At 66.0% G+C, this 24,485-nt stretch carries 21 protein-coding genes; 16 read left to right on the top strand and 5 right to left on the bottom strand.

All coding sequences use genetic code 11. The features are described 5' to 3' along the window. The first annotated feature begins 46 nt into the window (after nucleotides 1–46). Nucleotides 47–1,519, top strand: coding sequence for a cardiolipin synthase (gene cls / locus GUY37_RS14025; RefSeq protein ID WP_166826757.1), 1,473 nt, complete (start codon nucleotides 47–49; stop codon nucleotides 1,517–1,519). A 273-nt stretch (nucleotides 1,520–1,792) separates the two neighbouring features. Here the strand turns inward: cls and GUY37_RS14020 are convergent, their stop codons facing one another. Continuing rightward, the gene (locus GUY37_RS14020) at nucleotides 1,793–2,614 is read right to left on the bottom strand and encodes an HAD-IIA family hydrolase (RefSeq protein ID WP_166826754.1); all 822 of its coding nucleotides are present in this window, start codon (nucleotides 2,612–2,614) and stop codon (nucleotides 1,793–1,795) included. A gap of 157 nt (nucleotides 2,615–2,771) precedes the next feature. Here GUY37_RS14020 and GUY37_RS14015 point away from each other — a divergent pair, with 157 nt between their 5' ends. Both GUY37_RS14015 and GUY37_RS14010 read left to right on the top strand, forming a co-directional pair. Then, complete coding sequence (locus GUY37_RS14015; RefSeq protein WP_166826751.1) at nucleotides 2,772–3,137, top strand: ArsR/SmtB family transcription factor; 366 nt, start codon at nucleotides 2,772–2,774, stop codon at nucleotides 3,135–3,137. A gap of 53 nt (nucleotides 3,138–3,190) precedes the next feature. Continuing rightward, complete coding sequence (locus tag GUY37_RS14010; RefSeq protein WP_166826749.1) at nucleotides 3,191–3,685, top strand: SRPBCC family protein; 495 nt, start codon at nucleotides 3,191–3,193, stop codon at nucleotides 3,683–3,685. Nucleotides 3,686–3,780: 95 nt separating this feature from the next. Here GUY37_RS14010 and GUY37_RS14005 read toward each other — a convergent pair whose 3' ends face one another. Further along, complete coding sequence (locus GUY37_RS14005; RefSeq protein WP_166826747.1) at nucleotides 3,781–4,440, bottom strand: histidine phosphatase family protein; 660 nt, start codon at nucleotides 4,438–4,440, stop codon at nucleotides 3,781–3,783. A gap of 85 nt (nucleotides 4,441–4,525) precedes the next feature. Between GUY37_RS14005 and GUY37_RS14000 the strand changes: the two genes are divergently transcribed. The 10 genes from GUY37_RS14000 to GUY37_RS13955 all read left to right on the top strand — a co-directional run bounded on the left by GUY37_RS14000 (nucleotide 4,526) and on the right by GUY37_RS13955 (nucleotide 18,073). Further along, nucleotides 4,526–5,065: a MaoC family dehydratase gene (locus GUY37_RS14000; RefSeq protein ID WP_166826746.1), complete on the top strand. Its 540-nt coding sequence runs from the start codon at nucleotides 4,526–4,528 to the stop codon at nucleotides 5,063–5,065. A gap of 8 nt (nucleotides 5,066–5,073) precedes the next feature. Beyond that, nucleotides 5,074–5,877, top strand: a complete 804-nt coding sequence (locus GUY37_RS13995) for an HpcH/HpaI aldolase/citrate lyase family protein (RefSeq protein WP_166829808.1) — start codon at nucleotides 5,074–5,076, stop codon at nucleotides 5,875–5,877. Between the two features lie 7 nt (nucleotides 5,878–5,884). Then, nucleotides 5,885–6,553 (top strand): peptide deformylase, encoded by a 669-nt coding sequence (locus GUY37_RS13990; protein WP_166826744.1) that lies wholly within the window; start codon nucleotides 5,885–5,887, stop codon nucleotides 6,551–6,553. Between the two features lie 66 nt (nucleotides 6,554–6,619). After that, the gene (locus GUY37_RS13985) at nucleotides 6,620–7,903 is read left to right on the top strand and encodes a hypothetical protein (protein WP_166826742.1); all 1,284 of its coding nucleotides are present in this window, start codon (nucleotides 6,620–6,622) and stop codon (nucleotides 7,901–7,903) included. Then, complete coding sequence (gene msrA, locus GUY37_RS13980; protein WP_166826741.1) at nucleotides 7,900–8,430, top strand: peptide-methionine (S)-S-oxide reductase MsrA; 531 nt, start codon at nucleotides 7,900–7,902, stop codon at nucleotides 8,428–8,430. The genes GUY37_RS13985 and msrA overlap by 4 nt, the downstream gene beginning before the upstream one ends. Next, nucleotides 8,430–9,296 carry a nitroreductase family protein gene (locus GUY37_RS13975; RefSeq protein WP_166826739.1) on the top strand — a complete coding sequence of 289 codons (867 nt, stop codon included), beginning with the start codon at nucleotides 8,430–8,432 and terminating at the stop codon, nucleotides 9,294–9,296. Before msrA ends, GUY37_RS13975 begins: the two co-directional genes overlap by 1 nt. Further along, entirely contained in the window at nucleotides 9,293–10,543 is a 1,251-nt protein-coding gene (locus GUY37_RS13970; protein ID WP_228278195.1) for an MFS transporter, read from the top strand. The genes GUY37_RS13975 and GUY37_RS13970 overlap by 4 nt, the downstream gene beginning before the upstream one ends. A gap of 138 nt (nucleotides 10,544–10,681) precedes the next feature. Next, the gene (locus tag GUY37_RS13965) at nucleotides 10,682–14,599 is read left to right on the top strand and encodes an efflux RND transporter permease subunit (protein WP_228278194.1); all 3,918 of its coding nucleotides are present in this window, start codon (nucleotides 10,682–10,684) and stop codon (nucleotides 14,597–14,599) included. A gap of 24 nt (nucleotides 14,600–14,623) precedes the next feature. Then, nucleotides 14,624–15,385 (top strand): CPBP family intramembrane glutamic endopeptidase, encoded by a 762-nt coding sequence (locus GUY37_RS13960; RefSeq protein ID WP_166826737.1) that lies wholly within the window; start codon nucleotides 14,624–14,626, stop codon nucleotides 15,383–15,385. A 180-nt stretch (nucleotides 15,386–15,565) separates the two neighbouring features. Then, nucleotides 15,566–18,073, top strand: a complete 2,508-nt coding sequence (locus GUY37_RS13955; RefSeq protein ID WP_166826736.1) for a PhoX family protein — start codon at nucleotides 15,566–15,568, stop codon at nucleotides 18,071–18,073. 210 nt (nucleotides 18,074–18,283) lie between these two features. Here the strand turns inward: GUY37_RS13955 and GUY37_RS13950 are convergent, their stop codons facing one another. After that, entirely contained in the window at nucleotides 18,284–18,925 is a 642-nt protein-coding gene (locus GUY37_RS13950) for a VOC family protein (protein ID WP_152348550.1), read from the bottom strand. A gap of 161 nt (nucleotides 18,926–19,086) precedes the next feature. After that, complete coding sequence (locus tag GUY37_RS13945) at nucleotides 19,087–19,575, bottom strand: inorganic diphosphatase (protein ID WP_166826734.1); 489 nt, start codon at nucleotides 19,573–19,575, stop codon at nucleotides 19,087–19,089. A gap of 108 nt (nucleotides 19,576–19,683) precedes the next feature. Here GUY37_RS13945 and dacB point away from each other — a divergent pair, with 108 nt between their 5' ends. The 3 genes from dacB to tilS are packed head-to-tail and all read left to right on the top strand — an operon-like array spanning nucleotide 19,684 to nucleotide 23,178. After that, a complete protein-coding gene (dacB, locus tag GUY37_RS13940) occupies nucleotides 19,684–21,159 on the top strand; it encodes a D-alanyl-D-alanine carboxypeptidase/D-alanyl-D-alanine endopeptidase (RefSeq protein WP_228278193.1) in 1,476 nt (491 codons plus the stop codon). Then, complete coding sequence (locus GUY37_RS13935; protein WP_166826733.1) at nucleotides 21,156–22,172, top strand: zinc-dependent metalloprotease; 1,017 nt, start codon at nucleotides 21,156–21,158, stop codon at nucleotides 22,170–22,172. The genes dacB and GUY37_RS13935 overlap by 4 nt, the downstream gene beginning before the upstream one ends. Beyond that, nucleotides 22,159–23,178, top strand: coding sequence for a tRNA lysidine(34) synthetase TilS (gene tilS / locus GUY37_RS13930; RefSeq protein WP_228278192.1), 1,020 nt, complete (start codon nucleotides 22,159–22,161; stop codon nucleotides 23,176–23,178). The genes GUY37_RS13935 and tilS overlap by 14 nt, the downstream gene beginning before the upstream one ends. A gap of 3 nt (nucleotides 23,179–23,181) precedes the next feature. Here tilS and GUY37_RS13925 read toward each other — a convergent pair whose 3' ends face one another. After that, nucleotides 23,182–24,450: an amidohydrolase family protein gene (locus GUY37_RS13925; RefSeq protein WP_166826721.1), complete on the bottom strand. Its 1,269-nt coding sequence runs from the start codon at nucleotides 24,448–24,450 to the stop codon at nucleotides 23,182–23,184. Nucleotides 24,451–24,485 lie beyond the last annotated feature (35 nt).

The following is a 24,485-nucleotide window of genomic DNA, read 5'->3' as shown; positions in this document are numbered from 1 at the left end:
ACAACACCGTGAGGTGAGACGGCGACCGAAGGGGAAGTGGGAGCAGATGGATCTCAGCATGGTGGCATCGGTGGCGACGACGACGTGGATCGTCATCGAATACATCGTGAAGGTCATCGCGATCGGTGTGGTGCCTGAGAACCGTCGGCCGTCATCGTCATCGGCGTGGCTGCTGCTCATCCTGTTCCTGCCGATCATCGGAATTCCCGCATTTCTGCTGCTCGGCAGTCCGTACATCAATCAGCGCCGGGCCCGGATCCAGGCCGAAGCCAATGAGCTCATGCACGAAGGTGCAGATGCTCTGCCCGACGTGCCGCCGTCGCTGGTCGCCGCACCCGACTTCGTGTCCGTCGCCCAGCTGGGACGGGCACTGACCGCGCTGCCGATGGTCACCGGCGACAGCCACGGGGTGCTCACGGACTACGAAGCCTCGATCGCGCGGATGGCCGAACTCGTCGACGAGGCCGAGGACTACGTCCACGTCGAGATCTACATCATGGCCTGGGATTCCACGACCGATGTCTTTTTCCGGGCGCTGGAGCGGGCGTCGGCGCGCGGGGTCGAAGTCCGAGTCCTCTTCGACCACATCGGGTCGAGGAAGTATCCGGGATTCCACAAGCTGGGCCGAAGACTGAACGCCGCCGGAATCGAATGGCACCTGATGCTGCCGTTCATCCCATGGCGAGGCAAAGCCCGGCGCATCGACCTGCGCAACCACCGCAAGCTGCTCGTCATCGACGGCAAGAGGGCGATGATGGGTTCGCAGAACATGATCGATTCGAGCTACCTCAACAGGAAGAACTCGCAGATCGGTCGGAACTGGCACGACATCATGGTCGAACTCTCCGGGCCCATCGTCGCCGGCATCGAGGCGGCGTTCTCCACTGATTGGTACTCCGAATCGGGGCAGGCGCTGGGCATCCGTCCCTACGAACGTGACGGCAATGAGCCCGAGGTCGGCGGGGCGACGAGCGCGATGCAGCTCGTTCCCTCTGGACCCGGGTTCACGACGTCTCCGAACCTCAAGGTATTCACCTCGATGATGTATCTGGCGCAGACGCGCCTGGCCATCGTCAGCCCCTATTTCGTGCCCGACGAATCCCTGCTTGCCGCAGTGGAGACCGCGGCCCGGCGCGGAGTCGAGGTCGAACTCTACGTCAGCGAACAGGCCGACCAGTACATGGTCGACCGAGCGCAGTCGTCCTATTATCGGTCGCTGCTCGAGGCGGGCGTGCGGATCTTCCTGTACCCGAAACCCGCCGTGCTCCACACGAAGTGCTTCATCGTCGACGACATCTATGCCGTCATGGGCTCATCGAACATGGACATGCGCTCCTTCGGTCTCAACTACGAGATCAGCCTGCTGACCACCGGCGGCGACCTCGTCGATGACATCATCGAGGTCGTCGCCGACTACCAGGACGTCAGCCGAGAACTCACCCTGGAGGAATGGGAGAAGCGGCCATGGCCCCGCCGCTATATGGAGTCGGTCATGCGCCTGACTTCCGCGCTGCAGTAGCTGCGGGGAAGAGCTGCAGCGGGGACAGACAGGCGGCCCGGCAGCACTTCCTGGCGCGAACTTGTGGTCGCCTTCGGATAGTTCCGCCGGAATCTAGGTCGCGATCGGATACTTTTCGGGCTCAGAAGTATCCGATGGCGACCTAAGTTTTGGGACGCTTCGAGTTCGGGACCTGAACGCGCTGGCTCGGCGGGCCGATTCTCGGCGAAAAGCGGCTTCCAGCGGTCACAGGTGCGACTTCCGGAAGCCTCCCGAGAGCCCAGCCGGTCTGCCTCAGGCGGAGCCGGTGGTGTCGGGACCGAGCTCGCTGCGGCTCTCCAGCGGCACATCCAGCAGCTCGTGGACTCCGTTAATGATCTCGTTGGGGCGGAACGGGAAGCGGCGGACATCCTCGGCGGTGGAGATTCCCGACAGCACGAGGATTGTGTGCATACCCGCTTCCATCCCGGCGATGATGTCGGTGTCCATGCGGTCGCCGATCATCGCGGTGCTCATCGAGTGGGCGCCGATCCTGTTCAGGGCCGAGCGGAACATCATCGGATTCGGCTTGCCTACGACATAGGGCTCACGGTTCGTCGCCTTCGTGATGAGTGCGGCGATGGCGCCGGTGGCCGGCAGGACCCCTTCGGGGCTGGGGCCGGTGGCATCCGGATTCGTGAGGATGAAGCGGGAGCCGGCGTCGATGAGGCGGATGGCCTTCGTGATCGCCTCGAACGAATAGGAGTGGGTCTCGCCGACGACGACGAAGTCCGGATCGTGCTCGGTCATGACGAACCCGGCCTCATGGATCGCAGTGGTCAGGCCCGCCTCGCCGACGACATAGGCCGTGCCGTGCTCGACCTGGTTGGAGAGGAAATCCGCGGTGGCCATCGCCGATGTCCAGATGTTCGACTCGGGGACATCGAGTCCGTTCGAGCGCAGCCGGGCGGAGAGATCACGGGCGGTGTAGATGGAGTTGTTCGTCAGCACCAGGTAGGGGATGTCTGCCTGACGCCATTGGGCGAGCAGTTCGGCGGCTCCCGGCAGGGGGTTGCTCTCCTTGACCAGGACGCCGTCCATATCGGTCAGCCAGCAGTCGATCGAATCGCGATCCATGTCTCTCCTCGAACTCGGGGTGGGCCGAAGCGGCTGCTTCCAGCCTAGTCGGGTTGAGCGCAAGTGTGCTGAGAAGTCCGATCCCGTGATGCCGTATCCCTTGACGAGATCCCCGTGAGGTGTATTGTAGTAATTACTTAATTAAGGGGATGATTAAATGAGTATGGATCTCGTCTTCGCGGCGCTCGCCGATCCGACCCGTCGGGCGATCATCGACCGCCTGCGCGGGGGAGACAGGAGCGCAGGTGACCTCGCGGCACCGCTGCCGATCAGCCGTTCCGCGGTCTCCCAGCACCTCAACGTGCTCGAGACCGCAGGGCTCATCACCCGATCGAAATCCGCGCAGCAGCGCATCGTCGCACTCAACGCGGGTTCCCTCACCGAGGCGGCCGAATGGCTGCAGGCGGCCCATGACGAATGGCAGCAGCGCTTCGACGACCTCGACCGCATCCTCGCCGAGGAGGTGCCCACCGACCTGCCGACGGCCGATCCGCCGCCAGCGGATCGAAAGACTGCGAACTGAACGATCACCTGAACGACTCAGACAACAGGCACGAATCAAGGAGGAGAACAGCGATGAAACCCGAGAACACAGACAACACAGTGACCGATCCCTTAAGTGCACAGTCCGAGGAACCCGGATTCACCATCGTCCGCGCATTCGCCGCACCACGAGCCCGCGTCTGGGAAGCCTGGACGAACCCGGACGTCATGGCCCGCTGGTTCCATCCCGAAACGCTGGTGACGCCACGCGAATCCGTGTCCGTCGATCTGCGCGTCGGCGGCGAATACACCTACACGATGCGCATTCCCGACACGGGACAGGAATTCCCGACTGCGGAGAAGTACCTCCACATCGACGAACCCGCCCGACTCGACTTCACCTGGGGAAGCCCCGGAAAGATCGAAGACGCCCCACGCGTGAGCGTCGAACTCGAGGAGTTGGCCGCTGACCGCACCCGCATGACCTTCACTCTCACCGGCCTGCCGGGCGACTCGGGCTCGGACGAGAGCGCCTACGACGGGTGGTCATCGGCGTTCAGCGAACTCGACGCCGAACTCACCGGCTGACCGATGCGCCGCCGATCAGGCGGCGAACTCGCCAGGTGACCGCCGAACTCACCGGCTGACCGGCGAGTGCTCGGTGCTCGCGGCGGTGGACCGCCTCAGGAATCGCCGAGGTGGTCCACTGCCGCCAGCGAGCGCAGGGTCCGATTGCCGAACAGATCGTCCTCGGTCAGTTCGGTGATGCACCCCGGCTGCGCCGCGAAAGTCGCCCGCCCCATCGCCTCGAGCGGCAGCTCGAGCCACCGGCCGATGACGAACGTATGGGTGAAGCCGTGCGTGACGACCACCTGGTGCGAAGACTGTCGGGCAAGGACCTCGTCGACCGTCGCATAGACTCTGGCGCCGGCCTCGCGTCGGGTCTCCGCGCCGTCGATGCCCTCGAAGTGATCGAGCCGCGTCTCATGGTCGAAGGCATCGTCGGGCACCGGCGGGAAGACGAAGCGCTCGTCCAGCCAGGACTGCTCCCGCCCCTCCGCGACTCCGTACGACTTCTCGCGCAGGCCCCTGAGCTCGATTGCGCGGCTGCCGAGCCGATCGGCGATCACTTCGGCGGTTGTGCGGGTTCTCATGAGATCGGAGGTGAATACCTGCGCCGAGGCGGCCGCCGGGATCCGTGATCGCAGTTCGGCGGCGATGAGATCGGCTTGGAATTCGCCGCGGACGGTGAGTTCGGAATCGTGCCACCCGCCGACCCGCGCCTCGAGATGGTGCCGAGCCTCCGGGTGGGTGACGACGAAGAGGGATCGCGTGATGGCCATGGTGGACTCGATCCTACCCACCCCGAGGTCGCAGGGGTCCAGTGAATGGCGATAAACTGAAATCACGACTAGTGAGGAGCGTTACATGAGCGACAAGGTCATTGCACAACGAGGTCTGTGGCTGGACGAGATGGAAGTCGGCGCCACCTATCGGCACGCGCCGGGCCGCACCATCACCGAGGCGGACAACACCCTGTTCACGGCCGTGACCATGAATACCCAGGCCCTGCACCTCGATGCGGCCTGGGCCGCGACCGAACCCTTCGGCGAGCGACTCGTGAACTCGATGTTCACCTTGGCCACTCTCATCGGTCTGTCCGTCTCCCAGCTCACCCAGGGCACGACGGTCGGCAACCTCGGCTTCTCCGAAGTCAGCTTCCCGGCTCCGATGTTCCACGGCGACACCCTCTACGCGGAGACGACGATCCTCGACAAACGCAATTCGAAGTCCCGGCCCGGCCAGGGCATCGTCACGTTCGAACACCGCGGCCACAACCAGGACGGCAAGCTCGTGGCCAAGGCCGTGCGCCAGGCGATGATGTTCGACTCCAGCCACGAATCAGCAACCGCGCAGTCCGCAGACACCACGACCACCGCAGCCGACACCAGCGAATCCGGAAAGTGAGCACTCACATGGCACTCGACTTCAAACCCGCCTGGCTCTTCGTGCCCGGCGACCGCCCCGACCGGTACACGAAAGCGGCCGAACGCTCCGATATCGTCATCCTCGACCTCGAGGACGCCGTCAACGAGGCGGACAAAGCCACCGCGCGAGAGTCCGTCATCGACTTTCCTCTCGACCCCACCCGTACGGTCGTGCGGGTGAACTCCCACGATTCGGGCCACCTCGGCGAAGATCTGAAGATGCTCGCACGCACCGAGTACACGGCCGTGATGCTGCCGAAGGCGGAGCTCGCTTCGGATTTGACGATCCTGTCCGATTTCCAGGTCATCGCGCTCATCGAGACCGCACTCGGAGCCGTCAATGTCGCCGAGATCGCCGCCGCCCCGAATGTCTATGCGCTGATGTGGGGCTCAGAGGATCTCATCGCCGACCTCGGCGGAGGGTCATCACGCAAGGACGACGGTGACTACCGGGACGTGGCCAAGCACGTGCGCGGCCAGACCCTGCTCGCCGCCCGGGCCCACCGCAAGTTCGCCCTCGACTCGATCTGGGCCGACATCCCGAATCTCGAAGGGCTGGCAGTCGAAGCCGAGGACGCAGTGCAGTCCGGATTCTCGGGCAAGGTCTCCATCCACCCCAACCACGTCCCTGTCGTTCGCGAAGCGTTCCGCCCCAGCGACGAACAGCTGAGATGGGCGCAGTCCGTGCTCGACTCGGCGAAGACGGAGAAGGGTGCGTTCTCTTTCGAAGGCAAGATGATCGACGCTCCGCTGCTCAAACACGCCGAGCTCATCGTCGCCCGCGCGAGCTGAAGAGCGAATGACCATGCCCGACGATGAGGTCATCGCCGATCAGATCCGCGCCGTCCTCACCGCCGCCGAGGCGGGGGACGGGACCGCGCCGATCGTCGAAGCCGGGGCCCCTGTCCTGCGCACCGACACGCGTCCCTTCGACGGGCAGGTCGACGATGCCGAGCTTCAGCAGCTCGCCGAGGTGATGCGCACGACCATGCTCGCCGCCCCCGGAGTCGGCCTGGCCGCCCCACAAGTGGGCATCGGCTTGTCGATGTTCGTCGCCGAGGATCCCGGCGCCCGCGATCCCGAGGTCGCGAAAGTACGCGAACGGGAGCCGATGCCGCTGCGCGTCGTCCTCGACGCGAAGTACGAACGCGCAGGTGGTGACGACGTCGCCTTCTTCGAGGGGTGCCTGTCGATCCCCGGCTACCAGGCCGTCGTCGCCCGGCCCCGCGAAATCGCCTTGACGGGCATCGACCTGCAAGGCAACTCCATCGCCGAGGTGGTCTCCGGTTGGTCGGCACGCATCGTTGCGCACGAGACCGACCATCTGTCCGGAATCCTGTTCCTCGACAAGGCCGAGATGCGGTCGCTGGCGACGAACGCCTCGGTCGCGAAGCTCTGGAACCAGCCGTCGACGCAGAAGGCCGCCGCAGAGCTCGGTTTCCCACTGCCGTCCGGACTGGTCATGTGAGAACCCTCGGTCGGAAGCGGCACAGGCTCTCACCTGCGACTCAGGCGGACATGCTTCGATGAGGGCATGCGACTTCCCGACATCCCCCTTCGTCATCACCGAATCGTCCGCACCACCGCCGCATTCGGCATCGGTGCCCTCGCATTGGTGCGCCGCCGCGACGTCCCCGCCCAGCACCGAGGAAGCCTGAGAGCGGGCACCGCCCTGGCCAATGCGGGGCTGACCTGGCTGACCGGGTCGAGCGCCTTCCTCGGCAGGGTCGGCGGGTCGAGCGGCCTCGACGAGTTCCTCGAGTTCTTCACCAGCAGAGGCAGCGGACCGGTGCGATACGCCTCCGTGCCTGCTTCGGACTTCGGCGTCGAAGCGCTCGCGGGCGATCACGAGCAGGATGCATGGTGGCACGAGCACGCGAGCGTGACATCACCGGCGTTCCTCAATGCGGTCACAGCAGCGGCAGCGGGAGCGGCCAGCTGGGCGATGTGGCCGCTGACGGAGCGGCTCGCAGAGAAGATCGACGAGAAGCTTCCGCGCGGAGTCGGCCGCGGACTCAACGCCGCCGTCAACGGCGGACTGGTCGCACTGGCAGCGGTCCTCATCGACAAGATCGACGACTGGGCCGACGACGTTGAGGATGGCCGCTGGGCCCCGCTCGAGATCGAACTCCCCGCCCATATCCGCGAATCGGTCGAGGCGCTGCTGTCTCAGCCGCACCCGAACTCCCCGTCCACCGCCGAAGCGATCCGTGAGCAGTTCGCTTCCGCACAGTTCTTCGTCTGGGTCTCCTGCCCCGATGCCCTGCACTCGAGCGATGAGCCCGTCGTCCTCGACCCTGAGCAGGTCGAGCAGCTGCTCGAGGACGAGGACATCGTCTCGATCGACGTCCGACCCGACGAATCGGCACCGAGTGTGACACCCGCCCGGCACACCTACCCGGTGACGGGAACGACCGGCAGCATCGGCGACGAGGACGGCGCCGTCGGTCCTGGTGACCGCGCCGGCATGTCGACCGGACGACTGGAACTCACCCTCGACATCGTTGACGGTCGTCTCACCAGCGTGGATCTCAGCGAGGTCGACGACGAGCCGTTCGCAGACATGCTCACCGCCGAGGCCCTGCGCGAATCCGTGCCGGCACCCTGCACCCGGAGAACCTCGACGACGAAGACGGGGGCCACTCCTCGAGCTTCGAGATCACCGACAGTGAATTCGAGGACGTCGCCCGCACCCTCGAGCGGTGGCCGCGCCCGGACGACTACACCTTCCGCACCGACGGGGGAGGGTCGTGAACTCCGACGAGGGACGGTCGCAGACGGGAATAACCTGAGCGCGTCATCGTTATACGTCCTATGAGCGATCTTCGTACCCTCACCCTCGGCGCCGGCTGCTTCTGGTGCCTCGACGCCGTCTATCAGCGGACCACCGGTGTGAGAGAAGTGGTCTCCGGCTACACCGGCGGACACACCGACAACCCCGGATACCGTGAGGTCTGCTCCGGCACGACCGGCCACGCCGAAGCACTGCAGGTGACCTTCGACGCCGACATCGTCCCCGAAGAGGTCATCCTCGGCCTGTTCTTCACCGGCCACGACCCCACGAGCCTCAACCGCCAGGGCTATGACGTCGGCACCCAATACAGGTCGGCCATGTTCTACCGCGATCAGGCTGAGAAGCAGCATTTCGCCCAGGCCATCGAATCCGCGCAGGCCCTCTTCGATGATCCGATCGTGACCACGCTCGAACCCCTCGGCACCTTCTACACCGCCGAGGCGGTCCACCAGGACTTCTACACCGCGAACCCCGACAACGGCTACTGCCGTGTCATCATCGACCCGAAACTCAGCAGGGCCCGCACCGCCTTCGCCGAGTGGGTGAGCTGATGGGCAGCCACAAAAAGGACAAGTGCAGGAAGTCCAAACACAAGGACCGCAAGCGGTCCAAGGACGCGGGCGGCGATGCCTGCGAAGTGACCAAAGACCGTGTGCGCGCACATTTCCTCGACGGCAACACCGGCCCGTGGGCCAAGAACCTCGCCGCGCAGGACGCACAGACTGCCCACTCGGCGCAGAGTGAAGCGAACACCGACCCCGCCGAGGCTGCCGCCGCCTCGGCGAAGGGCGGCACCGCAGCTATCGCGCCCACCCGTCGCGGACCCGACTATTCAGTGCCGGCATCGATCGACATCGTCGCCGATCCCGTTCTGCACGCACTGAGCACACGACGGTCGATCTCGAAGGTCGACCCGGAGACTCCGAACGACTCCGACCTGCTCGAGATCATCCGTTCGATCTCCTCGGTCGCCGACCACAAATCCCTGCGCCCCTGGCGCTTCCTCATCATCCGCGGTAATGACCGACACCGCCTCGGCGACGCCCTCGACGAAGCCGCCGGAGTGGACCGCAGGCCGGGTGAGTCCAACACGAAGCCTCTGCGGGCCGAACTTCTGCTCGCCCTCGTCTCCTCACCGGTCAAGCATGACAAGGTCCCCGAATGGGAGCAGCACGCCACCGCCGCCGGTGCCGGACATCTTCTCGAACTCGCCCTGTGGCAAGCCGGCTGGGGAGTGATGTGGCGGTCGGGGACCCTGACGAACACCGAACCGGTGCGTCGTCTCCACCGTCTGGACGACCACGAACTGCTCATGGGCTGGTTCTACATCGGAGCCGTTCCCGAACGCTACCGACAGCGACTGACCACGAGCACTCGCCCCCTGCCGAAACCCGAACAGTTCCTCGATACCCTGTGAGCACACCCGACACCGAGACACCGGAAACGCGCCGCCTGCCTAAGGAGATCTACGTCCTCGTGGCAGCGGCCTTCATCGTCGCCCTGGGCTACGGCATCATCGCCCCTGTTCTGCCGCAGTTCGCGGCGAGCTTCGACTTCGGGGTCACCGCCGCGACCATCGTCGTCTCGTCCTTCGCGTTCTTCCGGTTCGTGTTCTCACCCTCGTCGGGCCGCCTCGTCGATGCCTTCGGCGAACGCCGCATCTACATCACCGGACTCCTCATCGTCGCCGCCTCCACAGCGGCCGTCGCATTCGCCCAGGACTACTGGCAGCTGCTGATCTTCCGCGGGCTCGGCGGCATCGGGTCGACGATGTTCAGCGTCTCCGCGATGGCGCTCATCGTCCGACTCGCCCCGATCGACGCCCGGGCGAAGGCCTCCTCGACCTATGCGACAGCGTTCCTCGTCGGCAATATCGCCGGCCCCGTGCTCGGTGGGGCGATGGCCGGATGGGGGATGCGCATCCCGTTCATCATCTACGCCGTCGGTCTGCTCATCGCCGCCATCGTCGTACGCGTCTTCCTCGCCTCCACCGCCGCCTTCGGCTCCTCGACGAAGTCCGGGCGCGCCCGTCTGGAAGCGGAGAAGGACGAGAAGCAGCAGGAAGTCATGTCCTTCAGGGAAGCCTGGAAGGATTCGGCGTACCGCTCGGCACTCATCTCCGCTTTCGTCCAAGGCTGGTCGGCGATGGGCATCCGCGTGGCCATCTACCCGCTCTTCGCCATCCAGGCGCTCAGAGCCGATACCGGTGTGGCCGGCCTGGCCCTGACCATGTTCGCCATCGGCAACGCCTCGGCCGTCACGGTCGTCGGACGCTTCGCCGACACCGTCGGGCGCAAGCCATTCATCCAATGGGGTCTGTTCGTCCTCGGTGTGACCACCGCGGCGCTGGCCTTCATCGACTCGATCTGGCTGTTCTTCGCCTTCTCCGTCGTCGCCGGGGTAGGCTCCGGACTGGCCAATCCGGCCCAGCAGGCCACCGTCGCCGACGTCATCGGCCGCGAACGCAAGGGCGGCCGAGTGCTCGCCCGCTACCAGATGGCCCTCGACGGCGGAGCCATCGTCGGTCCGATCATCGCCGGAGCCGTCGTCGACCGTTTCGACTATTCGTGGGCGTTCCTGCTCACCGGCCTCCTCGGCGTCATCGCAGCGGGACTGTGGTTCTTCGGCCGCGAGACCCGTCCTCGTCAGCCCGCTTCGAGCTGAAGACGACGACTCGCTGCGCTTCGCTCCTGATTCCGAGAAGTCAGGTTTTCCTCATGTGCCCCTCAGGGGACACTCACTAGGATGGTGGAGTCGGCGTTCTGCGTCGTCGCCCCGCCTACGACAAAGAAAGTCCCCTCTGTGAGTTTCCTGACCCGGCTGAGCTTGAGGAACCGGGCGCTCATCGCGCTCATCTCCGTCGTCGCCGTCATCTTCGGCGTCATCGGAGCCGGTGCCCTCAAGCAAGAGCTCTTCCCTTCCCTCGACAACCCGCAGGCCACGGTCACTGCCTCCTATGAGGGAGCCACCCCCGAGGCCGTCGAATCCGAAGTCACCGACCCCCTCGAAGGGGCGCTGACTGCACTTCCCGAGGTCGAGGACATGACCTCGACATCCTCGGCGGGCAGTGCGCAGATCACCGTGAGCACGAAGTACGGCGACGACTCCGACGACGTCGTCCGTGCCCTGCAGCGCGCAGTCTCTCAGGTGCAGCCCACCCTGCCCGACGGGGTCGAACCGAACGTCATGATGATGGGCACCGACGACATTCCGGTGCTCGCCCTGTCCGTGACCTCCGATGCCGACGAAGACCAGCTGGCGGCGAATCTCGAAGACATCGTCGAACCGGAGCTGAAGAAGGTCGACGGCGTCTCGCAGGTGCAGATCGCCGGAGCGAAGTCCAAACAGGTCGAAATCAGCATCCGACGCGACGATCTCGAAGACGAAGGGGCCAACCTCGACGAGGTGGCCGGAATCCTCCAGTCCAACGGTGTTCCCACCTCGGCGGGTGAGCTCAACGGCTCCGACGGCACGGCCCCGGTCGAGGTCGGCACACGCATCCGGTCGATCGATGCGATCAAGGATCTCGTCATCTCCGGCAAGGACGGACCGATCAAGGTCTCCGATGTCGCCGACGTCGAACTCGTCGACGAGCCGATCGAATCGATCTCGCGCACCAACGGCGAACCCTCACTGTCCGTGTCGGTGATGAAGGAATCCGACGCGAACACCGTCGACGTCTCGCACGCGGTGGCCGACAAGCTGCCCGAGCTCGAGAAGATGATGGGCGAGAACACGGAGTTCGTCTCCGCATTCGATCAGGCACCGTTCATCGAGCAGTCCATCCACGACCTGCTCAACGAGGGCGGGCTGGGCCTGATCTTCGCGGTCCTCGTCATCCTCGTCTTCCTGCTCTCGGTGCGGGCGACGATCATCACCGCCATCTCCATCCCGCTGTCACTGCTCATCGCCATGATCGGGCTGTGGATGGGCGGAGAGACCCTGAACATGCTCACCCTCGGTGCGCTGACGATCTCTGTCGGCCGAGTCGTCGACGACTCCATCGTCGTCATCGAGGCGATCCGCAGGCGTCACGCCTCCGGTGGGGACAAATTCTCGAACATCCTCGCCGCCGTCTCCGAGGTGGCCGGAGCGATCACCGCATCGACGCTGACCACGGTGGCTGTGTTCCTGCCGCTGGCGTTCGTGACCGGGCAGACCGGAGAGATGTTCCGCCCCTTCGCCCTGACCGCGACGATCGCTCTGCTCTCGTCCCTCTTCGTGGCCCTGACGATCGTGCCCGTTCTCGCCTATTGGTTCCTGCGTCAGCGGGAGGCGAAAGTCAGACTCACCCGTGGGGAGAAGGCGGAGATCCGCCGCAGTCGCAAGTCGATGCTCTCGCAATGGCGGGCAGAGAAGAAGGAAGCGAAGAAGGCCGACAAGAAGCGCGACCTCGTCGCCGCCGGTGCCGAAGCCGAAGACACCGGCCCACGCGAGGGCACCGATTCCACGCTTCGGGCCGATGCATCCGCCTCCACTCGTTCCGAGCCGACAAGGGTCGCAGCGGGCGGTCCGCGCTACGGCGAATCCGAGGACGGAACGGAAGCAGTCGACGAGCTCGCCGGAATGCATTCGCCGGTGACGCGTCTGCAGAAGACCTATATGCCGGCGATCTCGTTCTCGACGAAGCACCCGATCGTCATGATCCTCATCGCCGTGCTCGTGCTCGCAGGCACCGGTGCGATGATCCCGCAGCTGAAGACCGAGCTCTTCGGCGACACCGGACAGGACTCCCTGCAGGTCTCGCAGACCTTCGACCCGGGCACCGACCTCGATGAGGCGTCGAAGCAGGCGGAGAAGGTCGAGGACATCCTCGCCGACGAGTCCGATGTCGACAACTACCAGCTGTCGCTCGGCGGCACGTCGTTCGGCTTCACCGACGACTCGTCGCTGACCGGCACGTATATCGTCAACACGAAGTCCGGAGTCTCGGCGCAGTCGATCTCGGCGAATCTGCAGAAGCAGTTCGACGACCTCGAAGGCGCCGGCGACGTCGAGGTGGCGAGCCAGAGCTCGGCCCCGGGCGCGCAGACGATCGACGTCACGCTCACGGCCACCGATCCTCAGGAACTCGAGGACGCCACGGAGAAAGTCAGCGACAAGCTCGAAGGCGTGTCCTCGGCGCAGTCGGTGACCAGCGATATCGCTGCGGTCCAGCCCGTGATCGAGGTCAAGGTCGATCACGAGAAGGCCGCAGAGGAGAACCTCACCGAGGCGGCCATCGGCCAATATGTGCAGCGTGCCATGCATGGTCAGCAGATCGGTGAGGTCGTCATCGACGATGTCTCCCATTCGGTGCTGCTCTTCGACCGCAACGCCGACACCGTGGAGAAGCTGCGCGAACTCAAGATCCCGGGCAAGCCTGAGGAGACGGCCCCTGCCGGCGGTGCCGGTGCGGGCGGTGCTGATGCAGCCGGAGGCGCCGGTGGCTCAGGTGACGCCGGCGCGGCCGGTGGTGCCGGAGGAGCTGGCGGCGGCGCCGGAGGTTCGGGTGACGCCGGTGCAGCCGGAGGCACAGGCGGTGCTGGTGGTGCCGGCGGTGCCGGTGGTGCGGCCGGAGGTGCCGGTGCGACAGGCGGCGATCCGAATGCGGGTGCTCCTGTGACCTCGGAGCCGCGCTTCATCGAACTCGATGAGGTCGCCGACGTCAAGGAGATCAAGACTGCCCCGACGATCCGCCACACGGATTCGCAGCGTTCGACCACCGTGTCCGTGACTCCGGAAGGCGATGACCTCGGAGCCGTGTCGACCGAGGTCCAGTCCGCCCTCGGCGAGGTGGACCTGCCCGATACGGTGTCCGTCGAAACCGGCGGTGCCACCCAGGAACAGAACGATGCGTTCTCTCAGCTGGGACTGGCGATGCTCGCGGCGATCCTCATCGTCTTCGTCATCATGGTCGCCACGTTCAAGTCGCTGCTGCAGCCGCTGATCCTGCTGGTCTCGATCCCGTTCGCGGCCACGGGTTCGGTTGCGCTCTCGCTCATCACTGACACCCCGCTGGGGCTGACGTCGATGATCGGTCTGCTCATGCTCATCGGCATCGTGGTCACGAATGCGATCGTGCTCATCGACCTCATCAACCACTTCCGAGTCCGCGGGGTCGACCTGCGTACGGCCATCGTCCACGGTGCCCGACTGCGTTACCGTCCGATCCTCATGACCGCGGCCGCAACGATCTTCGCTCTGCTGCCGATGGCCCTGGGGCTCACCGGCGGGGGAGTGTTCATCTCGAAGCCGCTGGCGATCGTCGTCATCGGCGGTCTGGTCAGCTCGACCCTGCTCACGCTCATCCTCGTGCCCGTGCTCTACCTGCTCCTCGAGGGCGTGAAGGAACGCCGGGCGGAGAAGAAGTACGTGAAGAACATGGCCCGCGGAGAAGTCCTCGATGCCGCCGAAGCCCGGGCGAACGAGCGGGAGACCGCAGCGGTGCCCGCCGCTGCAGGGGCTGCAGCCGCCGATTCCGATGCCACCCGGACACGGACAGAGGGGAAGACGCCCGCCGAGGCGGCCGAACCGACCGCGGACTCGACGTCCGATGATTCGAAGTCGACCGCCTCGGCGACGGATGATTCGGAGGTGGCCGACCACGTTGCTGACGTACGGGATGAGGGCGACGGAGGCCACGTCGACGACGGAGGGGGCGCTGCGTCGGGAACGGACTTCACTCTGCGCAGCCAGCACCCGCGCCGCGACGACGGGGACGGTGAACCCAAGCACTGAGCCGTCCCGGTTAGAGTTGAGTCCATGACGACCGAGCTCGAACCACAGGAGAGAAAGCGCCTGTGGTTCGAGCTCGGCGTCGTTGCGGCCCTGTCCTTGGGACAGTCCGCTGTCTATGCGTTCGTGCGCCTGGCCGATATCGCCACCCGCGGACCGATCAGCGATGCTCAGGCGAAACTCAACACCTCGATCTCGCCCCGGCCGGGTTTCGACCTGCTCTACCAACTCCTGGACATCGGCTTCGCCCTTGTGCCCGTCGTCCTCGCCCTCTACCTGCTCACCCGTGATCGGGAGCACCGTGGCCTGGGGCCACGGTTGGGCGTCGTCGGGCACAGACTGCGCGACCTCGGCCACGGCGGTCTCATCTTCCTCATCATCGGCATCGGCACCCTCGGTGTGTACGCGGGCGGCCGGGCGCTGGGGATCACGGCCGAGATCCAGCCATCCAACCTCGGCGATCACTGGTGGACGATTCCTGTGCTGCTGCTCTCGGCGGCGAAGAACGGCATCCTCGAAGAGGTGCTCATCTTCGGATTCGGGGCGCTGCGACTGCGGCAGCTGGGATACGGGCCCTGGCCGATCATCATCTCCCTGGCGATCTTCCGCGCCAGCTACCACCTCTACCAGGGGATCGGCCCATTCCTCGGCAACGTCGCCATGGGCATCATCTTCGGCTGGTACTTCCTGCGCAAGGGCAGACTCATGCCGCTGGTGTGGGCGCACTTCATCATCGACGCCGTCGGATTCCTCGCCCCCGGCGTGCTCGCTCTCGTCGACATCGACTGAACGCCGAAGCCCGCGGCCGGGGACACTCATTCCTCCTTCCGGGTTCACTTCCAGTTCACCGACGGGTAGTTCCAGGGCCGCTTGCCGGTGACAGTCTCGATCGGGTGAGTCCTTCCGGCTCCGTCCCTGTACCAGGCGGGCCGCGGACTGGGAAGATAACCCGATACGAGGAGAGAACCGATGCGAACCCTTCTGCCGATGGCCGACCACGTGCGTGGCAAGCGCAGCCCCGTCACCTGCGCTCTGAAGTGCGACAACGCCTGCCTGAAAGCCACCTGCAACACCTCGGCGAATGGGTACTTCCGCGATATCGTCAATGCGAAGCTCAGCCGTCGTGCGGTCCTCGGCGCCTCGGCCGCCGGTGCCTTGGCGATTGCTGTGACCTCCGCCCCGAGCCCGACCGCGCGCTCTGCCGCAGCCGCCACCGCTGGCAGCCTGACCTTCACCGCCATCGACCCGGTCCACCATGAGGTCGACGAATTCATCGTCCCCGACGGCTATTCCTGGCACCCGATCGTCCGCTGGGGAGACCCGCTGTTTCCCGACACACCGAAGTTCGATCCGGAGAACCAGAGTCCCGAGGCGCAGCGCCGCCAGTTCGGCTACAACAACGACTTCCTGTCCATCCAGGTCGATGACAGTGATTCGAACCGTGCGCTGCTGTTCTCCAACCAGGAGTACACGAACGACGCCATCATGTACCCCGAGGACATGGACGGAGCCGATCAGCGGGCGATCAGCCGCGAAGCGCACGGACTGACGGTGGCCGAACTCGTCCGCAGGGACGAGAAGTCGACGTGGACGGTCGACGTCAACGGGCAGAAGAACCGGCGATTCCTCATCGACACCGAATACGAGTTCACCGGACCCGCCGCCGGCTCCGACCTGCTGCGGACGAGAGACTACCCGAACGGCGACAGGGTGCAAGGCACCCTCGGCAACTGCGCCGGTGGACTCACCCCATGGGGCACTCTCCTCTCCGGTGAGGAGAACTTCAACTCGTACTTCAAAACCCCGGGGACCTCGGCGGCGGACAAACGCTACGGGCTGAGCAGCGAAGACTCGGCCAACGGCTGGGAGGCCGATGTCGACCGTTTCGACACGAACAGCTCCGGCTACGCGAACGAAGCGAACCGGTTCGGCTGGATCGTCGAGGTCGACCCCTGGGACCCGAAGTCCACCCCGCACAAGCACACGAACATGGGCCGCTTCAAACACGAAGGGGCGAACATCACGATCTCCGAATCGGGTCACGCCGTGGCCTATATGGGAGACGACGAGAAGTTCGACTACCTCTACAAGTTCGTGTCGAAGGGCACCTATGTCGAGGGCGATCGCGCACACAACAAGACCCTGCTGACCGAAGGCGACCTCTACGTCGCGAAGTTCACCGGCAACTCGCCGAAGTCCGAGATCGACGGCAGCGGCGATGTGCCCGCCGACGGCGAATTCGACGGCAGCGGCCAGTGGCTGCCGCTGCTCAAGGACGGCAAGTCCCAGGTCTCGGGATTCTCCGCCGAAGAGGTCCTCGTCCACACGCGTCTGGCCGCCGACAAGGTCGGGCCGACGAAGATGGACCGCTGCGAAGACGTCGAACCGAACCCGGTCAACGGCCGCATCTACGTGGCGTGCACGAACAACTCCGATCGCGGCACCGATGGGAAGGCCGCCGCCGATGAGGCGAACCCGCGCACCGAGAACCGTGACGGGCACATCGTCGAGATCACCGAGCGCTCCGGCGACCACACGGGAACCCAGTTCGACTGGACCCTGCTGCTGGTGTGCGGTGACCCGAAGCAGGGCGACGCCACCTACTTCTCCGGCTTCCCCGCCGACCAGGTCTCACCGATCTCGTGCCCGGACAACGTCGCGTTCGACACCGCCGGGAACCTGTGGATCTCCACCGATGGCGCTCCCGACGGCATCGGGTACTGCGACGGCCTGTTCAAGGTCACGATCGACGGCGACCAGCGCGGCCGTGTCGAACAGTTCCTCTCTGTGCCGCGGGAGGCCGAGGTCTGCGGACCGCTTGTGCACGACGAGTACGATTCGGCGTTCGTCGCCGTCCAGCACCCCGGCGAAGACGGCTCGTGGTCCGACCAGCATTCGCAGTTCCCCGACTACGTCGATGAGACCGACGTCGACAAGGGTGTGGCCGCGATGCCGCGACCCACGGTCGTGCAGGTGATCAAGGGCGACGGCGGCTCGGCACCGGATCCGACGGAACCGCCGAAGGACCAGGACGCCGACGCAGACGGCGCAGATGAGGGCTCGGAGAACTCGGACGAGAACGCCGATGCCGAGGGCGACGAGACCGGAACGGATGCCGACAGCTCCGGTTCGACCGCAGGGTCGCAGGACGGTGCGAAGGAGGCTGCGGCTGCAGCGGCGGCGTCGGGCGCCGGAAGCGACGGCGGCTCCTCGAACGGAGGCTCCGGCGGCTCCGGTTCGAGCGGAGGCTCAGCCTCCGGCGGCTCGGGTTCGGGAGGGTCAGGCTCGGGCGGATCCGGATCTGACGGCGGCGAACTGCCGTGGACGGGAACGGACAGCACACTGCCTCTGCTCGGTGGAGGTGCCGGCCTGCTCGCGGTCGGCGGAGCCATGGCCACGGCCGCACACATGCGGCGGAAGAATGCAGCCGAAGCCGACAGTGCAGGCGATCCGGTCGAGGAGCCATCCGGCGAGTGACCGGAGCCGCGTCCGACGCCTGACCGTCGGGAGCAGGCTGCCGGCGGCAAGGAGCCGTTGACGATGAGTGCAGGACGATCGGTGCGGGATCCGCCATTGGATTCCGCACCGATCGTCCTGAACTTCTTCGTCCGGTCGAATCCTCCGGCCGACCAGTGTGATTGACGGCCGACCAGCGTGCTCGACGGGTCAGCGACCCCGACTAGGGCTTCAGATGACGACGGGGCCGTTCGTCGTCTCGAAGCTCACCGACATGATGCCCGGCGTCCCGTGGGGCGAGGACCAGTCGATGTTGATCTCCGGGATCGGCTTGGCATCCTGAGTCCCCAGCCAATCGCGCAGGCGATCACGGTCGCCCGCGATCTGCAGAGTGTCGATGGCGACGTCGGAATTCGTCTTGTACGTCGAGGGGTGCTGCGAGGAGTCGGCAGACCACTTGATGAAGAACGGCAACTGGGGATCGGCGATGAGCCCCTTGACGCCGATCTGCAGCCACTTGAGTTCCAAACCGGACTCCGGGGTGCGGTTGCCGTCGACGGCCTTGCGTTCGAGGCGGGATTCGACCGCGGCGAGATCTTCGACCGAGACACACCAGCCCATCCAGCCGCCGCCGAGCTCGGAACGAGCCCGCACGGCCTGGCCGAACGGCGTTGAGAGAGCGGCCGGGTGCTCCAAGGCTTCTACGACTTCGAGGTAGTGGCCGTTCGCGAGGGGGAAGATGAGATTTCTGGTGCCGAATCGAGGATGCACACCGCCGTCGTAGGGAACCACTCCGAGCTTCTGCGAGATCCGCTCGGCCGTCGCACGATATCCGTCTGGTTCACTGGCGAATGACACATGATCGAGTTTCATGACTCGACGATGGCACAACCTGGCTCACACTGCCCCTTAGGGTCACCTAAGAAATCGTGATGATCGTCACGTCACGGGCGGCCGGACGGCGCCCGACGCGACTCGGCCGCCCGGATGTCGTCATCCGGGCGGCCGAGATTCGGGAGTGCAGAAGGGAAGGCTCAGTGGCCCTCGGCCTTGAAGCGTTCGATGGAGGCGTTGATCTCCGCCTCGGCGGCTTCACGTCCGGCCCAGCTCGAACCCTTGACGTACTTGCCGGGTTCGAGGTCCTTGTACCGACTGAAGAAGTGCTCGATCGAGTCGAGCATGAACTGGTCCACATCCGAGATGTCGGCAAAGGAGTCCCAGCGGGGATCTCCGGCAGGAACGGCGAGGACCTTGTCATCGCCGCCGGCTTCGTCTTCCATCTGGAACATGCCGATGGGGCGGATGTCGATGAGCACACCGGGGAACAGCGGCTCGGGCAGCAGCACGAGCACATCGAGAGGGTCGCCGTCGTTTCCGAGCGTGTCCTCGATATAGCCGTAGTCGGCGGGGTACTGCATCGAGGTGTAGAGGTAGCGATCGAGCTTGACCCGACCGGTCTCATGATCGACTTCGTATTTGTTGCGGGACCCCTGGGGGATCTCGATTGTGGCCAACAGTTCCATAGTGCTCCTTCACGTTAGGGGTGCATCACTAGAATAGATGGTACAAGTCCCCGTCACCGCCCACCGACGGCGACCACCGCACGGTCGTCGAGGAATGAGAGCCTGCGTTTGAACGACACCGATGCGCCGCAGAATCCGTCGGACTCCGGCTCCCCGCGCCGCGAGCGCAGAGCGGCGAGATCGCGGCGGAAGAAGGGCGGTGCGATCGCCGCGGGCGTCCTTGTCCTCGCTCTCGGCGCCTATGCCGCCGTCGACGCCTATGACCTCGTGCCCGGCCTGCCCGGCGTGCTGACCACCGAACCCCAGGTCGAGGTCCAGACCGTGCCCACCCCGCAGGCTCGCGCCCAGCAGGTGCCCGCCCCCGCCTCGGCGGTCGACGATTCCGCTCCCGTGCCCACACAGATCCCGAAAGAGATCGACACCGTGCTCAAGGAATCGAAGATCAAGGGCTTCGGTCTCGAGGTCCGTGATGGGCTCAGCGACGATGTCCTCTACGCGAAGAATGAGACGAAACCGCGCACTCCCGCCTCCGTGACGAAGGTGCTCACCGCGGCTGCCTCCCTGTCCGCGATCGGCGGGGAGACGCGACTGGAGACGACGACGGACTTCGACGCGGACACGAACACCCTGACCCTCACCGGGGGAGGCGATGTGCTCCTGTCGGCAGGTGTTTCCGACCCCGGCTCGGTCAACGGGCACGGCGGGCTGCGGACCCTGGCCGAGGACACCGCGGCAGCCCTCAAGGACGAGAACATCACCGAGGTGGCGCTCGACCTGGACACGAGCCGTTATGTCGGCGAGGACTTCGACTCCGGGTGGGAACGGGTCGATATCGCAAAGGGCGTGATCACCTCGATCCAGCCGATCATGGTCGACACCGCCTATATCGGGTCGAAGCAGGCCGAATGGCGCGGCCGCAGCGAACACCCGGCCGAGGATGCGTTCACAATCTTCGAAAGAGAGCTGAAGAAGACCGGGATCACCGTCACCGAGGCGGCCGCCGAGCCCGAATCCGAGGACTCGAAGGAGCTCGCCCGGGTGGAGTCGGCGACGATCTCCGAGATCGTCGAGTACGCGCTCGTGCACAGCGACAATGTCGTCGCCGAGATGCTCGGCAACGAGGTCGCCATCGCCCAGGGCAAGGAAGGCAGCCTGGACAACGGCCCAGACGCGGTGCTCGAGGCCCTCGGCGAATCCGTCGACCTCGGCCGCACTCACCTCGTCGACACCTCGGGGCTGTCGTACGACAACCGGATCGCCCCGCACGATCTCACGACCGTCCTGCAGGCCTCCGTCGTCGCCGACGATTCTCTGGCCGGGCTCATCAGCTACTTCCCCGTCGGGGGCCTGACCGGGACCCTGCATGATCGGTTCGGGGATGAGAAGAACGCCTCCGGGGTGGTGCATGCGAAGACCGGGACACTCTCGACGGTGACCTCTCTGGCCGGTGGAGTCCTCGACGCGGAGGGGCGCTACCTCGTATTCTCCATCCAGATCGACGACGTGGATAAGGACAAGATCTTGGAAGCCAGGAAGACCGCGGACGATATCGTCACTGCACTCGCGAATTGCGGCTGCCGATGATCATCGATGAGGATTTCGCCGCCCGCACCGCCCGTGAGCTCGTCTCCGCGGCGAAGGTCCCCGAACCGGGTGTGCTCGACGCACTCGTCGAGGGGATGAAGGACAATGCGCTGACCGCCCAGGACCTCGTGCTCGACTCGTTCCTGCTGTCCTCGGAACATGCCGATGATGTGCGCGGCCGGCTCGCCGCCGGTTCAGTGCTCGTCCTCGACCAGGTCAGCTGGGTCAAAGCCAATGCCCAGTCCGTCAACGGAATGCTCGATGAGGCGGCCCTGCCCGCCCCCGTCAGCCCCGCCACCGCGAAGGCCGGTGCCGTCGAGGTCGCGGGAGTGCTCTCACTCCTGTCGACTCGCGTGCTCGGCCAGTTCGACCCCTTCGCCGTGGAGACGGGACGACTGATGTTCGTCGCCCCCGCCGTGCTCATCGCCGAGAAGGCCATGGAGGTCGACCCGCGTGACTTCCGCATGTGGGTGGCCCTCCACGAAGCCACCCACCAAGTGCAGTTCGCGACCGCCCCCTGGCTGCGCGAGCATATGCGCACGCTGCTCTCGGGGGCCGTATCGACCCGGCTGACGATGCCGGGAGTCGGCGGAATCGTCGACCTCTTCGCCACTTTCGGGCGCATCATCAAGGGCGACGCCAGTATCGTCGACCTCATCCGCGACGAGACCATGCGCACCGCTCTCGACGAGGCCACCGCGATCCTGTCCCTGCTCGAAGGCCATGCCGATGTCGTCATGGACGAGGTCGGCGCCGGAGTCATCCCGAGCGTGCGCAAACTCCGCCGCAGGTTCGAGGCGCGCCGCGACGCCGGCCAGGGTGGGTTCCTCGCCAATCTGCTCGGAATGGACCTCAAGCTCGCGCAGTACCGTGACGGCGCGAAGTTCGTCCGCGCCGTCCGCCAGGAGGTCGGGCAGAAGGGCTTCTCCCGCATCTATGCGAGACCTGCGAACCTTCCGCGCACAGCGGAGATCCACGAACCGCAGCTGTGGCTCGACCGTGTCCACGGCTGAAGGTCCGCACGCCGGCTCCTCGCCGAGGCGGCCGACCCTCGACCCGGCCAGCGGAGCCGTCCGAGGCGCAGTCCGGGCCGGACTCGCAGCCGCAGGAACCTCGGATCCGGGGGTCATCGTCGCGGTGTCCGGGGGAGCGGACTCGATGGCGCTGCTCCACGCGAGCGCGTTCCTCCACCGTCGCGGTGAGATCCGTGCCCGTGCCGTCACCGTCGACCACGGACTCCAGACCGTCACCGCCGAGGTGGCAGCCAGGGTCGCCGCCGCCGCCGAATCCTGGGGTGTGCCCGCCGAGGTCGTGACGGTGAGCATCGACGCCGGCGAGGAAGGGCTCGAAGCCGCGGCACGCACCGCCCGCTACGCCGCCCTCGAAACCGCACGGGTCGCGGCCGGAGCCGACTGGATTCTCACCGCCCACACCCGCAGCGACCAAGCCGAGACCGTTCTGCTCGGCCTCATGCGCGGATCGGGCACCCGGTCTCTGGCCGGGATGAGTCCGCTGACCGGCCACCTGATGCGACCCCTGCTCGGACTCGACCGGGACCAGACCGAAGCGTCGTGCCGGGCGCAGGGAATCGAGATCTGGAACGACCCGATGAATGCCGACACCGCCTTCACCCGGGTCCGGGCCCGGCAGCTGCTGGCCGGACTCGAAGCCGAACTCGGCCGGCCGATCACCGCGAACCTCGCGCGGACCGCCGACCTCTGCCGAGCCGACGCCGACTTCATCGACGCCCGCGCCGAGGTGGCGGGACGGCAGATCCGAGGAACCGCCTCGGTGCCGGTGGAGGCCTTCACAGCACTCGACGACGCCGTGTTCAGCCGAGTCGTGCGAGGCTGGGTGGTCTCACTCGGCGTGCCGGGACAGAACCTCGGGGCGGCCCGCGTCGCCGAACTCTGCGCCCTCATCCGCGACCGGCGCGGTCGCCTGTCCCTGCCGGGAGACACGGAAGTCATCGTCTCGGACGGCCAGGCCGTGTTCCGACTCGCCGCGAAGGCCCGCTGAGGCTCAGCTCAGCCGAGGCCCGCCGATCAGCTCACCGCCGGAGGCGATGAGCCTGCCCGCCTTGAACACCTCCCGGTCCCGCGGGCAGTCCATGATCGCCGAGGTGACCGTATCGGCGTCGATGAGCACGAAGTCGGCGGGAGCGCCCACTCCCAGACCGAACCGGGCATCGTCGGCAAGCGCAGAGCCGTCGGGTCGGGCACCTGCCATCACCTGGGCACCTCCGCGAGAGGCGATGTCGAGACAGCCTTCGATATCGGCATCGAGACGGAACCCGTTCGTGAACGCCAGCTGCCAGGTCCGACGCAGCAGATCACCGTCGCCGTACGGGCTCCAATAGTCCCGCTGCCCGTCCTCACCGAGCCCCAGAGCCATTCGGCGCTCACGGATGAGTCCCTGCGGCAGCGCACCCTTGGCCGGGGCAACCGTCGTCAGGGACACTCCCGCCTCGGCGAGGACATCGAGGATCCGGGCGACCTCGGGTTCGGGGTTCGTGTCGAGTGCGAAAGCATGGGACACCGTGACCTGCCCGGCCATGCCCGCGGTCCGGGTGCGGGAAGCGATCTCCTCGAGGGAGAACAGTCCCGCGGTGCCCGCCTCGTGGAGGTGGACGTCGATGCCTTTGCCGTGTTTGTCCGCGAGGGCGAACACCGTGTCCAGATGAGACACAGGGTCCCGGTCGTAGAGCAGCGGATCGAGCCCACCGACGAGGTCGGCACCCTCGCTCAGCGCCGCATCGAGCAGGTCGCGCACACCCTTCTCCCTCACGATCCCCGCCTGCGGAAAAGCCACGATCTGGACGTCGAGAACATCGGCATGGGCCTCGAGCGCGACCTTGACACCGTGGAAGCGCTCGAGCCCGCAGTCGGCGTCGACCTGGGCGTGGGAGCGGATGCGGGTGCCGCCGGAGGCGATGATCCTCGCAATCGCATACGCGGCCTGATCGGCGATGCTGCGCTCACCCTGCCGCCAGTTCCGGCGATCATTGATGATGTACCCGTGCAGAGTGCCGTCGGCGGTGTGCGGGCGAAACGTCTGGCCCATTCGGTTCGAATCCAGGTGGGCATGGACATCGCCCAGGCCGGGCAGCAGGATCCGCCCTGCCCCATCGATGACCTCGGCGCCGGAGCCCGCGGCGCCGCGGACGGAAGCCGCGGCGGGGGAGTCGTGAGCGGGAGAGAAGCCGGAGAACCGTCCCTTCGTGATCTCGACGTCGACGGCTGGAGCATCGGGGGCGCGCGGGAAGAGGCGCACATTCTTCACGATCGTCATGAGCTCAGCCTATGTCGTCAGAACGGTATACCATC

The organism is Brevibacterium limosum (assembly GCF_011617705.1).
In the GTDB taxonomy this organism is placed as follows: domain Bacteria; phylum Actinomycetota; class Actinomycetes; order Actinomycetales; family Brevibacteriaceae; genus Brevibacterium; species Brevibacterium limosum.
The sequence above is the reverse complement of the archived record's forward strand: the minus strand, read 5'-3'. Positions and strand labels throughout refer to the sequence as shown.

Bases quoted from the DNA above. Each gene is read 5' to 3' on its own strand.
- cls (WP_166826757.1), top strand. From the start codon at position 47: ATGGATCTCAGCATGGTGGCATCGGTGGCGACGACGACGTGGATCGTC.
- GUY37_RS14020 (WP_166826754.1), bottom strand. From the start codon at position 2,614: ATGGATCGCGATTCGATCGACTGCTGGCTGACCGATATGGACGGCGTC.
- GUY37_RS14015 (WP_166826751.1), top strand. From the start codon at position 2,772: ATGAGTATGGATCTCGTCTTCGCGGCGCTCGCCGATCCGACCCGTCGG.
- GUY37_RS14010 (WP_166826749.1), top strand. From the start codon at position 3,191: ATGAAACCCGAGAACACAGACAACACAGTGACCGATCCCTTAAGTGCA.
- GUY37_RS14005 (WP_166826747.1), bottom strand. From the start codon at position 4,440: ATGGCCATCACGCGATCCCTCTTCGTCGTCACCCACCCGGAGGCTCGG.
- GUY37_RS14000 (WP_166826746.1), top strand. From the start codon at position 4,526: ATGAGCGACAAGGTCATTGCACAACGAGGTCTGTGGCTGGACGAGATG.
- GUY37_RS13995 (WP_166829808.1), top strand. From the start codon at position 5,074: ATGGCACTCGACTTCAAACCCGCCTGGCTCTTCGTGCCCGGCGACCGC.
- GUY37_RS13990 (WP_166826744.1), top strand. From the start codon at position 5,885: ATGACCATGCCCGACGATGAGGTCATCGCCGATCAGATCCGCGCCGTC.
- GUY37_RS13985 (WP_166826742.1), top strand. From the start codon at position 6,620: ATGCGACTTCCCGACATCCCCCTTCGTCATCACCGAATCGTCCGCACC.
- msrA (WP_166826741.1), top strand. From the start codon at position 7,900: ATGAGCGATCTTCGTACCCTCACCCTCGGCGCCGGCTGCTTCTGGTGC.
- GUY37_RS13975 (WP_166826739.1), top strand. From the start codon at position 8,430: ATGGGCAGCCACAAAAAGGACAAGTGCAGGAAGTCCAAACACAAGGAC.
- GUY37_RS13960 (WP_166826737.1), top strand. From the start codon at position 14,624: ATGACGACCGAGCTCGAACCACAGGAGAGAAAGCGCCTGTGGTTCGAG.
- GUY37_RS13955 (WP_166826736.1), top strand. From the start codon at position 15,566: ATGCGAACCCTTCTGCCGATGGCCGACCACGTGCGTGGCAAGCGCAGC.
- GUY37_RS13950 (WP_152348550.1), bottom strand. From the start codon at position 18,925: ATGAAACTCGATCATGTGTCATTCGCCAGTGAACCAGACGGATATCGT.
- GUY37_RS13945 (WP_166826734.1), bottom strand. From the start codon at position 19,575: ATGGAACTGTTGGCCACAATCGAGATCCCCCAGGGGTCCCGCAACAAA.
- GUY37_RS13935 (WP_166826733.1), top strand. From the start codon at position 21,156: ATGATCATCGATGAGGATTTCGCCGCCCGCACCGCCCGTGAGCTCGTC.
- GUY37_RS13925 (WP_166826721.1), bottom strand. From the start codon at position 24,450: ATGACGATCGTGAAGAATGTGCGCCTCTTCCCGCGCGCCCCCGATGCT.